10 protein-coding genes and 1 pseudogene are annotated in these 13,554 nt (G+C 69.1%); 7 read left to right on the plus strand and 4 right to left on the minus strand.

Features of this window, described 5'->3' with window-relative positions; translation table 11 throughout:
* Window positions 1–179: 179 nt before the first annotated feature.
* The 3 genes from ACJ6WD_RS03665 to ACJ6WD_RS03675 all read right to left on the minus strand — a co-directional run bounded on the left by ACJ6WD_RS03665 (window position 180) and on the right by ACJ6WD_RS03675 (window position 2,014).
* Window positions 180–710: a DUF6113 family protein gene (locus ACJ6WD_RS03665; RefSeq protein WP_407615131.1), complete on the minus strand. Its 531-nt coding sequence runs from the start codon at window positions 708–710 to the stop codon at window positions 180–182.
* Window positions 707–1,699, minus strand: coding sequence for an N-acetyl-1-D-myo-inositol-2-amino-2-deoxy-alpha-D-glucopyranoside deacetylase (mshB, locus tag ACJ6WD_RS03670; protein WP_233656905.1), 993 nt, complete (start codon window positions 1,697–1,699; stop codon window positions 707–709). Before mshB ends, ACJ6WD_RS03665 begins: the two co-directional genes overlap by 4 nt.
* A gap of 120 nt (window positions 1,700–1,819) precedes the next feature.
* Window positions 1,820–2,014: a hypothetical protein gene (locus ACJ6WD_RS03675; protein ID WP_016572735.1), complete on the minus strand. Its 195-nt coding sequence runs from the start codon at window positions 2,012–2,014 to the stop codon at window positions 1,820–1,822.
* 233 nt (window positions 2,015–2,247) lie between these two features.
* Between ACJ6WD_RS03675 and ACJ6WD_RS03680 the strand changes: the two genes are divergently transcribed.
* The 7 genes and pseudogenes from ACJ6WD_RS03680 to ACJ6WD_RS03710 all read left to right on the plus strand — a co-directional run bounded on the left by ACJ6WD_RS03680 (window position 2,248) and on the right by ACJ6WD_RS03710 (window position 12,831).
* Window positions 2,248–4,401 (plus strand): prolyl oligopeptidase family serine peptidase, encoded by a 2,154-nt coding sequence (locus ACJ6WD_RS03680; RefSeq protein WP_331248545.1) that lies wholly within the window; start codon window positions 2,248–2,250, stop codon window positions 4,399–4,401.
* Between the two features lie 845 nt (window positions 4,402–5,246).
* Entirely contained in the window at window positions 5,247–6,281 is a 1,035-nt protein-coding gene (locus ACJ6WD_RS03685) for an ABC transporter permease (RefSeq protein ID WP_055582935.1), read from the plus strand.
* Between the two features lie 104 nt (window positions 6,282–6,385).
* Window positions 6,386–8,185 (plus strand): ABC transporter substrate-binding protein, encoded by a 1,800-nt coding sequence (locus ACJ6WD_RS03690; RefSeq protein WP_376442447.1) that lies wholly within the window; start codon window positions 6,386–6,388, stop codon window positions 8,183–8,185.
* 119 nt (window positions 8,186–8,304) lie between these two features.
* Window positions 8,305–9,276, plus strand: coding sequence for an ABC transporter permease (locus ACJ6WD_RS03695; RefSeq protein WP_055582933.1), 972 nt, complete (start codon window positions 8,305–8,307; stop codon window positions 9,274–9,276).
* Between the two features lie 11 nt (window positions 9,277–9,287).
* The gene (locus tag ACJ6WD_RS03700) at window positions 9,288–10,355 is read left to right on the plus strand and encodes an ABC transporter ATP-binding protein (RefSeq protein WP_376442450.1); all 1,068 of its coding nucleotides are present in this window, start codon (window positions 9,288–9,290) and stop codon (window positions 10,353–10,355) included.
* Between the two features lie 12 nt (window positions 10,356–10,367).
* The gene (locus tag ACJ6WD_RS03705; protein ID WP_407615132.1) at window positions 10,368–11,516 is read left to right on the plus strand and encodes an ABC transporter ATP-binding protein; all 1,149 of its coding nucleotides are present in this window, start codon (window positions 10,368–10,370) and stop codon (window positions 11,514–11,516) included.
* 235 nt (window positions 11,517–11,751) lie between these two features.
* A pseudogene (locus tag ACJ6WD_RS03710) lies at window positions 11,752–12,831 on the plus strand (IS30 family transposase).
* A gap of 84 nt (window positions 12,832–12,915) precedes the next feature.
* Here the strand turns inward: ACJ6WD_RS03710 and ACJ6WD_RS03715 are convergent.
* Entirely contained in the window at window positions 12,916–13,389 is a 474-nt protein-coding gene (locus ACJ6WD_RS03715; RefSeq protein WP_376442456.1) for a hypothetical protein, read from the minus strand.
* Between the last annotated feature and the right edge of the window lie 165 nt (window positions 13,390–13,554).

Here is a 13,554-nt window from a genome sequence, read left to right on the forward strand (position 1 = left end):
GATGATCCCCGGCCTCAGGCCGGCAAGTGCCCCCAGGGCGGCGCGGCGGCGCGCACCACCATACTGGCCGCCGCCGGCCGACACTCTGGGTGCGCCGGAACACCGCCCGGCCGGCGGCCGCTCCGCAACCGCGGGCGGCCCCCCGGAAGCCCGCGGCATCCGTCCCGGTATGGACCACGTCATCCGCCAACTCGGCCCCGGGGTACGCCCGCAGCGCGCAGTTGGTTCCCGGTGGCACAGATCACAGCGATCACGATGCCGCCCAGCAGGAAGCCGTACGAGCCGAGCCCCGGCCCGAACAGGAAATCGCCCTCCGGACGCACGTCGCTGAGCAGCAGGAACACCGTCACCAGCCAAGCGGCGCCGGGCACCAGCACCCCGCCCGCCGTGCCGGTGGCCCGCGCGCCCCCGTAGAAGAGGCCGACGAGACCGGCCAGGGCCAGCAGCAACCCGCCCGGGAACCAGGCCGCTTGGAGGAGCGTGCCGGCGAACGCGACGAGAACGGCCACGACCAACAGCAGGACGTACAGGCCCACCCGGCCCGGCGTCAGCGGTGCACCGGCCGCCGGATGGCGCGTCGGTGGTGCGGGGGTGCCGCCGCGCGGGGCGTCCGCGCCACTGCCGGCCGCCCGCGTCCGCCGTCCGCCGTCCGCATCGGCGCCGCCGTTGCGGCCCTTGCCCGTGGCCCCGCCACCCTTGGGCGTCGTCATTCCGCCGCCTCCTCACTGCGGGTCCGCGGTTGCGCACCCGTCGACGTGGCCGACTCCCCGACGCCGGCGAAGAGATCGTCCTCGCGTCCCGCCGCGGCCGGGCCGGGCGTCCCGTGCACCAGCCGGTAGTGCTCGGCGGCGAACAGGGGCTGCCCGAGGTCGTTGGAGAGCGCGAAGAACGCGCCGTCGACCACGACCTGCGTCACGTGTGCGCGCATCGCCGCGGCCTTCGCGTCCGCGTACCCGCCCGGGCCGGCGATCGTCGAGGTGACCGCGTCGTCCGGAACCACGCCCGGCACGTCGTCCACCGCGGCGACCCCGGCGAAGCCGTGGCCGGCCGCCTGCACCGCAGCGAGGCCCGCCTCGACCTCCGAGCGGGGGTTGCAGTTCCAGTAAATCTTTTCGATCGCATACGCGCTGCCGAGGTCCGGGCGGAAGTCCGCCCGTGCGGCCAGCTCCGCGGCCCGCATGGCGACCCGGTGGGCCTGGATGTGGTCGGGGTGGCCGTATCCGCCATTCGGGTCATAGGTGACGAGGACCTGGGGGCGGACCTCGCGGATGACGGCCACCAGGTGGGCCGCCGCCTCGTCCACCGGCGCCTGCCAGAAGCAGTCCGGCCGGTCGTTCTGCGGCGCGCCCATCATCCCGGAGTCCCGGTAGCGGCCGGGGCCGCCGAGGAAGCGGTGGTCACCGACCCCGAGGGCGGCCATCGCCGCGGCCAGCTCGTGGACGCGGTGCGGGCCCAGGGCGTCGTCGCGGTCCGGTGTGAGGTGGGCGAGCGCGGGCGGGATGACCTCGCCCTCCTCGCCGCGGGTGCAGGTCACCAGGGTGACCAGCGCGCCTTCGGCCGCGTACTTCGCCATGGTGGCGCCGTTGTTGATCGACTCGTCGTCCGGGTGCGCGTGCACCAGGAGGAGACGGCGGGCGGGGAGGTCACTGCGCCGCGCAGCACCTCCGCCCGCGGGGGCCGGGACAGGGTGGGACGTCATGCAGACAGCCTACGAGCCGCCCACCGCGCCCTCCGCAGCCGCTCGCCGGCCGTCGCCCGGGGCGCCCCGCGGGAGTGCGGGGCGGGGGCGGCTCGGGCCGACCGGGGTGTGGCGCAACGCTCAGAACTTGATGCCGCCGAGCATCCCCGCGACGTTGGTCGTCAGGGTCTTGATCGTCGGGGCGATGGACGAGCTGGCCAGATAGAAGCCCAGCAGCATGCAGACAAAGGCATGCACTGCCTTCAGCCCGGACTTCTTGATCAGCAAGAAGACGATGATCGCCAGCAGCACCACCGCCGAAATCGAGAGTGCCACGGCGGCTCACCTCCAAGTACTCATGGTCCGGACAGAGTTGACGGTACGTGAGTCGTTGGATCGACGCCACGCACCTGGGTATGCCAAGGGCTCTTTACCCCGTACCCCCCACGCGCAAGGGATCATAACTTTCCGTCCTTGCGCATAAGTCGGTGCACCGGAGCACGGTGGGGGCGCACGCCGTTTTCCACAGCCCCGCGCCGGCCGGGCGCTGCCGCCGTAGGCTCGGCGGCATGACCGGACAGCTGCCCTTCCCGCGGCACTACGCGCGCACCCAGCGCTTCACGCTCGGCACCCCGCGCGACTTCGCCCTCGCCCCCGACGGCAACCGCGTCGTCTTCCTCCGATCCCGTACCGGCACCGACCGCAGCCACCAGCTCTGGGTCCTGGACCTCGACGGCGGCAGGGAGTTCGCCGCCGCCGACCCGCAGGCGCTGTTGGCCGGGGCGGACGAGCAGCTCTCGCCGCAGGAGCGGGCGCGCCGCGAGCGCAGCCGGGAGGGGTCCGCGGGCATCGTCGGCTACGCGGTGGACGCCGCCGTGGAGTTGGCCGCCTTCGCCCTGTCGGGCCGGCTGTTCGTCTCGGAGCTGCGCGCCGGCACCACCCGCGAACTCCCCGTGGCGGGGCCGGTGGTGGATCCCCGTCCCGCCCCCGACGGCCGGCACGTGGCCTACGTGGCCGACGGCGCGCTGCGGGTCGTCGCGGCGGACGGCGACGGCACCGCGGGCGCGGACCGGGCGCTGGCGGAGCCGGACGGACCCGACGTCACCTGGGGGCTGGCCGAGTTCATCGCGGCCGAGGAGATGGGGCGCCACCGGGGCTTCTGGTGGTCGCCGGAGAGCGACCGGGTGCTGGCCGCGCGGGTCGACGACGCGCCGGTGACCCGCTGGTGGATCGCCGACCCGGCGCACCCCGACCGGGCGCCCGCGCAGGTGCCGTACCCGGTGGCCGGCAGCGCCAACGCCGACGTCACCCTGGCGTTCTTCGGTCTGGACGGCTCCCGGACGGACGTCCGCTGGGACACCGTGCGCTACCCCTATCTGGCCCGCGTCCACTGGTCGGCGGCCGGCCCGCCGCTCCTGCTGGTCCAGACCCGGGACCAGCGCGCCCAGCGCTATCTGAAGGTCGATCCGCAGACCGGCGCGACCACCCTGGTGCACGAGGACCAGGACGAGGTGTGGGTCGAGCCGTACCCGGGCGCGCCGGCGTGGACGCCGGACGGGCGCCTGGTGCGGATCGCCGACGAGGGCGGCGCCCGCAGGCTGTTCGTCGGCGACCGGCCGCTGACCGGGCAGCCGCTGCACGTCCGGGCCGTGTTGGACATCGGCGAGGACGACGTGCTGTTCTCGGCCAGCGGTGCGGACGTGCACGACATCGGGGTGTACCGGGCGTGGTTCCGCGGCAGCGGCGACCAGGGCGGCTGGGAGCGGGTCGGCGAGCAGCCGCACCCGACCGTCTCCTCGGCGGTGCGCGGCGGGGCGTTGACGGTCCTGACCCAGGCGTCGCTGGAGCGGCCGGGCGCCCGGTCGGAAGTGGTGCGGCTGGATCCGGACGGCGGCGAGAAGGTGCTGGCGGTCATCGGTTCGCACGCCGAGACGCCGGGTCTCACCGCTCGACCACGGCTGGTGCTCGCCGGCGAGCGCCGGATCCCGTGCGCGGTGCTGCTGCCGACCGGTTACGCGCAGGGCGACGGTCCGCTGCCGGTGCTGCTCGATCCCTACGGCGGTCCGCACGGCCAACGCGTCGTCGCCGCGCAGAACGCGTACCTGACGTCCCAGTGGTTCGCCGATCAGGGCTTCGCGGTGGTGGTGGCGGACGGCCGGGGCACTCCGGGCCGCTCCCCCGCGTGGGAGAAGGCGGTCTCCCGGCAGCTCGGGCCGGTGGCGTTGGAGGACCAGGTGCACGCCCTGGAGGCGCTGGCCGACTCCTTCCCCCTGGACCTGGGACGGGTCGCGATCCGCGGGTGGTCGTTCGGCGGCTACCTGGCGGGGATGGCCGCGCTGCGCCGGCCGGACGTCTTCCACGCCGCGGTGGTGGGCGCGCCGGTGACCGACCTGCGGCTGTACGACACCCATTACCAGGAGCGGTACCTCGGCCACCCCGACGAGGAGCCGGCGGTCTACGCCAGCAACTCCCTGGTGACGGACGAGGGGCTGTCCCAGGCGGTGGAACCGCACCGCCCGATGCTGATCGTGCACGGACTGGCCGACGACAACGTGGTGGTGGCGCACTCCCTGCGGCTGTCCTCGGCGTTGCTGGCCGCGGGCCGGCCGCACGAGGTGCTGCCGCTCTCGGGGGTGACGCACATGGCGTCGCAGGAGCAGGTGGCGGAGAACCTGCTCCTGCTCCAGGTGGACTTCCTCAAGCGGTCGCTGGGCCTTCGCTGAGATCCACCGGGCGCCGTCCGCCGGCCCACCGGCCGGCGGGGGCGTCCGGCGCGCACCGGGCGGGCCGCGGCGGGCAGGAAGCGGACGTCCGGCGGGACGGTCAACGTCCCATCCAGCGGACCCGCTTGAGCCGCCCCGGCGCGTGCCCGGGCGGTCGGGCGACGCCTCCCGCGGGCGGTGTCCACGGGTCCACGGGTGCGCCCACCGGCTACGGCGGGTCCTCCGTGGACGGCGTCGGGCGTGCCCGCACCCTGCGTGCCGTCCATCGCCGCGCGTCACGCTCGACCACGTCAGCGGTGCCGCACGCGCCTCGGATGAGATGGCGTGACCGCACTGTGGACACGGGGGCAGCAGACCCGGACCGCTCCCGTGCACGTCGCGGCCCGACGACGCGCACAGCACCCCCGCATTCGTAAACGTACTGCCGCAGGTCTACACCAATCTCGACCCCCGGACAACAGACACCGGGGAAGTGGAACGCCAAACACCCACAAAACGGCGGTCGGCCGGGGCGCCACTGGCATCCCCGGCCGACCTACGGCACCCGCACGGCCGTACGGTGTTCAGCATGGCGCGTCCGTATATCGGTGATGCGACGGGCAAGTTGCCGTCTTGTTAAAGCATTTGGTGCACTTTTGTCCCTCATGCCGCACATGACAACCCGGTGTCAAGCACGCCTTGGCGACGATCTGCGCAATCTTCGCTCAAGAAGCGGACGACCTGTGCAGAAGCACACCTCACACCCTTGACTCGGCCATAAATCACTTGCGAAAGTCGCGCTCATCCAGCGGTGCGACAGGTGCCGCTTCACGTTCCAAGAGAACTCGGCGCGGGGGCACTTCGCGATGACTAGTCCATCCCAGACCGCGACAGACAAGTCCGATACCCCGGGGCTTGCGTCCAAGGGTCTGAAGAAGGAGAAGAAGGGCAAGGGCGGTGAGCTCGTCGGCCGTTCCCCCGGGCAGTTGATGTGGGCGCGCTTCAAGCGCGACCGCACCGGCATGATCTGCGGGATCGTCGTGCTCGCCTTCTTCGTCATCGCGGCCCTGGCCCCGGTGATCGCCGCGATCTACGGCAAGAATCCGTACACGCTGTATGGGAGCGACGACCCCAGCCTGCTGGACGAGTTCAGCTACCCCGCAGCGCCCAACGGCGGTATTTCCGGCGACTTCTGGTTCGGCATCGAGCCGGGCCTCGGCCGCGATCTGTTCACCAACCTGCTGTACGGAATGCGTACCTCGCTGGGCATCTCACTCGTGGTCACCATCCTGGTGGTCATCACCGGCACCATCATCGGCATCACGGCGGGCTACCTGGGCGGCAAGACCGACTACTGGGTCGGCCGTCTGATCGACTTCCTCCTCGCCTTCCCCAGCCAGCTGACGTTCGTGGCGTTCATGCCCGCGGTGATCGCGGTCTTCGTGGCGCCGGGCGACGAGACCCCTACCTACATCCGCGTGATCGCACTGATCCTCGTGCAATGGGCGCTGGGCTGGATGGGCCTGGCCCGTCTGCTGCGCGGACAGGTGATGTCCCTGCGGGAGCGGGACTTCGTCGAGGCCGCGAGGATCACCGGCGCCTCCCCCTGGCGGATCATCACCAAGGAGCTGCTGCCCAACGTGGTGACCCCGATCCTCGTGCAAAGCACCTACATGCTTCCGCTGTTCGTGACGGCTGAGGCCGGCCTGTCCTTCATGGGCGTCGGCATCGTGGACCCGACCCCCGACTGGGGCCGGCTGTTCAAGACGGCCGGCCAGATCTACGAGAACGACCCGACCTTCCTCCTCTTCCCTGGCGCCGCGATGGTGATCTTCGTGCTCTGCTTCAACCTGCTCGGGGACTCGGTGCGGGACGCCTTCGACCCCAAGTCCGGGCGCTGATCGCCCTCTTGACGGGGGCAGCTGTCACCCCCGCGCCGGTGACGCACCGGATGCGTCAGACAGCACATCGGGACAACGACTGACAGGCAGGTGCTTGGATCCTCATGAAGACACTCTCCACGCGTAGAACCCGCGCGGTGATCGTGGCCCTGGCGGCCGGTTCGCTCGCGCTCACCGGTTGCAGCAGCGGCAGTCGCGCGGGCAAGGACAGCTCCACGACCGACAAGGACGCGGCCACCCAGTCCAAGGTGGTGCCGCTCGGCACCGCGGCGCAGTCCAACGGCCCCGCGGCCGCGGTTGCAGGCGCGCAGAGCGGTGGCACCATCACCGTCTACCAGCGGGACAGCTACAACCACCTGGACCCGGGCCAGATGTACGTCAGCGACGTGGGCGACCTGGCCAAGTTGATCTTCCGTGGCCTGACCACGTACACCCAGGACGACAAGGGCAACAAGACGCTCGTCGGTGACCTCGCCACCGACGCGGGCAAGATGTCCGACGGCGGCAAGACCTGGACGTACACGCTCAAGGACGGGATCAAGTTCGAGGACGGCAAGCCGATCACCTCGAAGGACATCCGGCACTCCATCGAGCGGATGTACGCGCCGTTCATAACCGAGGGTCCGACCTACATCCAGCAGTGGCTCTCGGGCGACGGCACCACCTACCGCAAGGCTCTGCCGGACGGTCCGTACAAGGGCGACCACCTGCCCAAGTCCGTCCTGGACACGCCGGACGACAAGACCATCGTCTTCCACTTCAAGGCGCCGCAGACACAGCTGCCCTACGCCTTGGCGATGGCGGGTTACAGCGTCGTCCCGGACAGCCCCAAGGACACCAAGGACAGCTACGACATCGCGCCGGTCAGCAGCGGTCCGTACAAGATCGCGTCGTTCAAGTCCGGTAAGTCCATGGCACTGGTGAAGAACCCCAACTGGGACGCCAAGAGCGACCCGGCGCGTCACCAGTACGTCGACGGCTACAACATCTCCTTCAACCACCAGTTCTCCGACTCCACCAAGCGGTTGATGGCTGACAAGGGCGCCGACAAGACCGCCATCAGTTTCACCAACGCCGTGGAGCCGACGCTGACCAAGCAGGTGCTGAGCGACGCCAGCGCCAGCAAGCGCCTGGTGCAGGGCTACCAGCCCTACGTCTGGCAGCTGAACATGAACATGGACCGCATCAAGGACAAGCGGATCCGTGACGCGATCACCTACGCGATGCCGAGCCAGCAGGTCGTCCGGATCGAGGGCGGCAGCTACGGCGGCGAGGTCGCCGGCGGTCTGCTCTCCCCGACCGTCGCAGGCTACGAGAAGGGCTACGACCCCTACGGCAAGCTGAAGAAGCCCAACGGTGACCCGGAGAAGGCCAAGCAGCTCCTGAAGGAAGCCGGCAAGGTGGGCATGAAGCTCGTCTACGCCTACGCCAACACCGAGATCCGGCAGAAGGAGTCGGTCGCCATCGCCGACGGCCTGACCAAGGCCGGCTTCGACGTGCAGAAGAAGGAGGTCGACTCCTCCTCCTGGTACCAGCAGATGGGCAAGGTCGACAACGGCTTCGACGTCTACCTGACCGGGTGGGGCCAGGACTGGCCGGACGCCTCCACGGTGATCCCGCCGTCGTACGACGGCCGCATCATCGCGGACGGCGCCTCCAACTACTCGCACGTCCGTGACCCGAAGATCAGCCAGGAGATCGACCGTATCCGGCAGATCTCGGACGTGCAGAAGCAGACCGCGGAGTGGCAGAAGCTCCACCACTACATCGTGGAGAAGGTCAATCCGGCCGCTCCGGTCTTCTTCGTCAAGTCGCTCCAGCTGTACGGTTCGAAGATCGGCGGCATCCGCTACAACACGGACACCAACTACCTCGACGTGAACACGCTGTTCATCAAGAAGTAAGCAGTACACAGCCGAAGGCATTCCGGAGTGCGTGCGCAAGGCGGGGCGCGCACTCCGGGGCCTTCTTCCCGCCACCCCTCACCCCACTGCAGCCGCCGTCCTGAGAGCAGCGAACTGTCATGTTTCCCTTCCTCCTTCGCCGGGCGATCGGCGCGGTCGTCATCCTCGTTCTGCTAAGCGCCTTCACGTTCTTCGTCTTCTTCTCCGTGGGCGATCCCGCGCTGATGGCCTGCGGCAAGAACTGCACGGCCGACAACGTTGCGTTGATCCACAAGAACCTGGGGCTGGATCAGCCCGTACCGGTCCAGTACTGGCACTTCCTCGTCGGCATCTTCGCCGGCCGCGACTTCACGCTCGGCCACTGCAGCGCTCCTTGCTTCGGCTACTCCTTCGCCACCAAGCAGGACGTCTGGTCCACGATGATGGACCGGCTGCCGCTCACCGCGTCGCTGGCTGTCGGCGGTGCCGTGGCCTTCCTGGTGATCGGCCTGGGCGCCGGCCTGCTCGCGGCCTGGAAGCGCGGCACGCTGCTGGACAAGGCGGTCACCGGGGTGTCGATGATCCTCAGCTCGGTGCAGATCTACATCCTCGGCCCCGTCGTGCTGGGCATCTTCGTCTACAGCGGCATCATGGCCGCTCCGCAGTACGTGAACCTCACCAGCGATCCGGTCGGATGGTTCATGGGTCTGCTGATCCCGTGGCTGGTGATGGCGACGATCTTCACCGCGCAGTACACCCGTATGGCGCGCTCGACGATGATCGAGCAGCTTCAGGAGGAGCACGTCCGAACCGCCAAGGCCAAGGGCATGCCAGCACGTTACGTCTTCCTGCGGTACGCCTGGCGCGGTTCGCTGATCCCGATCGTCACCATCCTCGGCGTGGACCTGGGGTCACTGTTCGGCGGCGCGATGATCACGGAGTTCACCTTCCAGCTGGCAGGACTCGGCCGGCTGGCGGTCGACTCCGTCATCACCCTGGACCTGCCCATGGTGATGGGCGTGATGATCTTCAGCGCCGCCCTGATCCTGGTGTTCAACATCATCGTGGATGCGGCGTACGCGTTCATCGACCCGCGCGTGCGCCTGTCCTAGGAGAGCCTGACGTGACCACACCCACCAAGACCGCGGAAAAGCCGGTCCCGAACGGACCCGGTGGCGATTCCTTCCTCTCCGTTCGCGACCTGCATGTCCGCTTCTCCACCGAGGACGGCATCGTCAAGGCGGTCGACGGCCTCTCCTTCGACCTGGAGCGCGGCAAGACCCTGGGCATCGTCGGCGAGTCGGGCTCCGGCAAGTCCGTCACCAACCTCGCCGTGCTGGGGCTGCACAACCCCAAGGCCACGGAGATCACCGGTGAGATCCACCTGGACGGCCAGGAGCTGACCGGCGCCAAGGAGAAGACCCTGGAGAAGCTCCGGGGCAACAAGATGGCGATGATCTTCCAGGACGCGCTGACCGCCCTGTCGCCGTACTACACCGTCGGACGGCAGATCGCCGAGCCGTTCATGAAGCACACCGGCGCCAACAAGCGCGAGGGCCGGCAGCGGGCCATCGAGATGCTGACCAAGGTCGGCATCCCCCAGCCCAACCTGCGGGTGGACGACTACCCGCACCAGTTCTCGGGCGGCATGCGGCAGCGCGCGATGATCGCCATGGCGCTGGTCTGCAACCCGCAGCTGCTGATCGCCGACGAGCCGACCACCGCCCTGGACGTCACCGTCCAGGCGCAGATCCTGGACCTCCTCAAGGACCTCCAGCAGGAGTTCGGCTCCGCGATCATCCTGATCACCCACGACCTCGGCGTGGTCGCCGACACCGCCGACGACGTGCTGGTGATGTACGCCGGTCGGGCGGTCGAGCGAGGCGCAGTCAAGGAGATCCTCAGGGAGCCCCGCCACCCCTACACCTGGGGCCTGCTCAGCTCCATGCCGCGGCTCTCCTCGGACGTCAACGAGGAACTGCACCCGATCCCGGGATCCCCGCCGAGCCTGCTCAACCCACCGTCGGGCTGCGCCTTCAACCCCCGCTGCGCGTTCACCGCCGAGGTCGACGGCGACCGTTGCACCGGCGAGCGCCCGCCGCTGGAACCGGGTCGGGCCGCCGCCTGTCACCTGAGCGCCGAGCAGAAGCAGACCTTCTTCACCGAGCAGATCAAGCCCCGGCTGGGCTAGGGAGCTACCATCATGGCCAAGAACGACACCCTGCCCGCGCCCCGAGCCGCCGCGCCCGACCAGGGCGAGCCCCTGCTCACCGCCGAGGGACTGACCAAGCACTTCCCGATCTACGGCGGCTTCCCGTTCAAGCGGAAGGTCGGGGCCGTCCAGGCGGTCGACGGCGTGGACCTGACCGTCCACGCCGGCGAGAGCTTCGGTCTGGTCGGCGAGTCCGGTTGCGGCAAGTCGACCACGGGCCGGCTGCTGACCCGGCTGATGGAGCCCACCGGCGGCAAGATCACCTACGCGGGGCGGGACATCACCCACGCCGGTCGCAAGGAGCTGGCGCCGATCCGGTCCGAGATCCAGATGATCTTCCAGGACCCGTACGCCTCGCTGAACCCGCGGCAGACGGTCGGCACCATCATCGGCGGCCCGATGGAGATCAACGGCATCAACCCAACGGGCGGCCGCGAGAAGCGTATCCGCGAGCTGCTCGAAACCGTCGGCCTCAATCCCGAGCACTACAACCGCTTCCCGCACGAGTTCTCCGGCGGCCAGCGACAGCGCATCGGGGTGGCCCGCGCCCTCGCCTTGGAACCCAAGCTGATCGTCGCCGACGAGCCGGTCTCCGCACTCGACGTCTCCATCCAGGCGCAGGTGGTCAACCTGCTCCAGGACCTCCAGCGTGAGCTGGGCATCGCGTTCGTGTTCATCGCCCACGACTTGGCCGTCGTGAGGCACTTCAGCGAGCGGGTCGCGGTGATGTACCTCGGCAAGATCGTCGAGGTGGGCACCCGCGACGAGATCTACAACCGGCCGCGCCACCCGTACACCCACGCCCTGCTGTCGGCCGTGCCCGAGCCGAAACTGGCGGAGGAGGGCGATGAGGAGCGCCAGCGGATCCGGCTCGCCGGTGACGTCCCCTCCCCCGTCAACCCACCGTCCGGCTGCCGCTTCCGCACCCGGTGCTGGAAGGCGCAGGAGAAATGCGCGACCGAGGAGCCGCCGCTGGTCCAGATCGGCGGCAATGCGGCCGGACACCTGACCGCCTGTCACTTCCCGGAGGAGCCGACGACCGCGGCCCGCGGCGAGGACATCGTCCTGGACCCGGCGCTGGCCGCGATCGAGGGGACGGTAGGCGACAAGGACAGCGGAGCAGGGCAGACGGAGAGCTGATGTGGATCGGGCCCGCTGAACCGCACGCGTACCGCAGTTCAGCGGGCTGCCCTACGGGGCACTCCTCGTCAATGTGACAACCCGTCGACGAAGACGGACGACGCGGACGGGCACATACAGGATCAAGCACGTCGCAAGCGGGACGTCGCAAGAGCGCGGCCACAAGGCGCCGGGGCCACCACCTTCCACCTTGGGTTGTAGTGGTCGTCGCAACACCTCGGCTCAAGGGGTGCGATTGGACTTCGAGATCCGAGCGGACCGGGCTCCGCAGGGGCGTAAGAAGCTGTCACGGGAGCGGGAGACATACTCCCGGCTCCTGCAGCAGGGTTACAGCGATGGGAGCGTGCCGGATCGGCGGCGTCGATCGCCGGACGGGCGACAAGTGGCGCAACGTCCGCTTTGGGGAACGGAACCGGAAGCCGGTACCACCGATCCATGTGGTGGTGGTACCGGCTTCCGGGCCGTCCCGGTACCTGTGCGAGGACGAGCGGATCCACATCGCCGACCAGCTGCAGGCGAAGGCCACTGCGCGGGCGATCGCCGCGGAGCTGGGCCCCAGCCCGTCCTCGGTCAGCCGTGAGATCCGGCGCAACCGCCACCCCGGAAGCGGGGCCTACCGCCCGCTCCCGGCCCAGGCCCGAGCGGGATCCCCGTCCGCCCCGGCCCAAGCCCCGCACGGTCCTGCCCCACCCCGAACTGCGGGATGCCGTCCAGACAATGCTGGACGAGAAGTGGAGCCCGGAGCGGATCTGCCACGCTCTACGGACAGCTCCCCGACCGGCCGGAGATGCACGTGGGTCCACGAGACCGTCTATCGGGCGCGCTATGTCCAGGGCCGGGGCCAACTGCGGCAAGAACTGCCGACGCCCTGCGCAGTAGCCGGGCCCGGAGTAGACCCCAGCAGCAGGCCAACTGCCGTCAGCCCCGCTTCACCACGCCGTTGGTGGTGATCAGCGAACGGCACGCCGAGGCAGAGGACCGAGCCCCGCCCGGCCACTGGGAGGGCGACCTGATCATCGGCAAGGACGGCGGGTCCGCAATCGGAACCCTGGTCGAACGTGCCACCCGCTACGCAATGCTCCTGCACCTGCCGGACGACCATGGCGCCGAAGCCGTACCGGGAGCCCTGACCACGACCGGCCAGACCCTGCCTGCCCAGCTGAAGCGATCACTGACCTGGGACCAGAGCACCGACCCGTCCGTCGACCCCCCCGAGCACCTCGTCGCCGTCGCAGACCAACTCAACCGCAGCCCACGCAAAACGCTCGGCTGGAAAACCCCAGCCGAGCGCCTGCATAAACTACTCGCGGCCTGATCAACACGACGACGCGTCGCAACGATCCCTAGAAACCGCACACGAAGATGGGCCCCGGTTCATCGCATCGCGAACGGATGCCGACTAGCCGTAGACGGCCATCCACCAACTCTGGCTGTTGCGGCCTGGAGTGCAGACCACGCCGCCCCCCGACATCTTCAGGTAGCACCCGGCAGTGATGTTTCCGTACATGGCCTTCTCCCTGTCGTGGAAGGAACTCACCGACCACGCATCAGACCATCCAGGAAAGCCCGAGACGTTAACGTAGACGTCTCCGCCGCCTCCCTTTTTAGCCAGCAGGTAGGGGCCCATCGACGCGCTACCGGCCGCAGAAATTACCCCGTTGTTGTAATTTGCCCACCGCTGCTGCGGAACGTTGATGTTACAAGCCGCAGCGGTCACGGGGTGCCCAACTCCGTTGAACACGAGACATTTCCCAGTCTCGATATTCTTGATATTGAACCCCCGGACAGGCGCAGCAGATGCCGGCGTTGTACCGAGGATCGCCAACCCCGTCGCAGCCAGCCCGGCAACCATCATTCCTGCTTTACGCTTCACGCTTCCCCCTCGCCTTACTTGCCTGTTTGACACCTGCAGGCAGCCCGTCCACAAATACCCCTATGGACGACCCGTAACCCGCCCCCTTGAGGTGGTCACCCTCATAGACAGTGTCACGCCAATCGCTTTCCCGTAGCGGCCGACTCGATCATTAAACACCAACTC

Origin of the sequence: Streptomyces sp. VTCC 41912 (assembly GCF_045799175.1) — a bacterium.
Classification (GTDB): Bacteria; Actinomycetota; Actinomycetes; order Streptomycetales; family Streptomycetaceae; genus Streptomyces; species Streptomyces albulus_C.

What these genes read in the sequence shown, in the direction of transcription:
- ACJ6WD_RS03665 (WP_407615131.1), bottom strand. Translation starts at nt 710, where the DNA reads ATGACGACGCCCAAGGGTGGCGGGGCCACGGGCAAGGGCCGCAACGGC.
- mshB (WP_233656905.1), bottom strand. Translation starts at nt 1,699, where the DNA reads ATGACGTCCCACCCTGTCCCGGCCCCCGCGGGCGGAGGTGCTGCGCGG.
- ACJ6WD_RS03680 (WP_331248545.1), top strand. Translation starts at nt 2,248, where the DNA reads ATGACCGGACAGCTGCCCTTCCCGCGGCACTACGCGCGCACCCAGCGC.
- ACJ6WD_RS03685 (WP_055582935.1), top strand. Translation starts at nt 5,247, where the DNA reads ATGACTAGTCCATCCCAGACCGCGACAGACAAGTCCGATACCCCGGGG.
- ACJ6WD_RS03690 (WP_376442447.1), top strand. Translation starts at nt 6,386, where the DNA reads ATGAAGACACTCTCCACGCGTAGAACCCGCGCGGTGATCGTGGCCCTG.
- ACJ6WD_RS03695 (WP_055582933.1), top strand. Translation starts at nt 8,305, where the DNA reads ATGTTTCCCTTCCTCCTTCGCCGGGCGATCGGCGCGGTCGTCATCCTC.
- ACJ6WD_RS03705 (WP_407615132.1), top strand. Translation starts at nt 10,368, where the DNA reads ATGGCCAAGAACGACACCCTGCCCGCGCCCCGAGCCGCCGCGCCCGAC.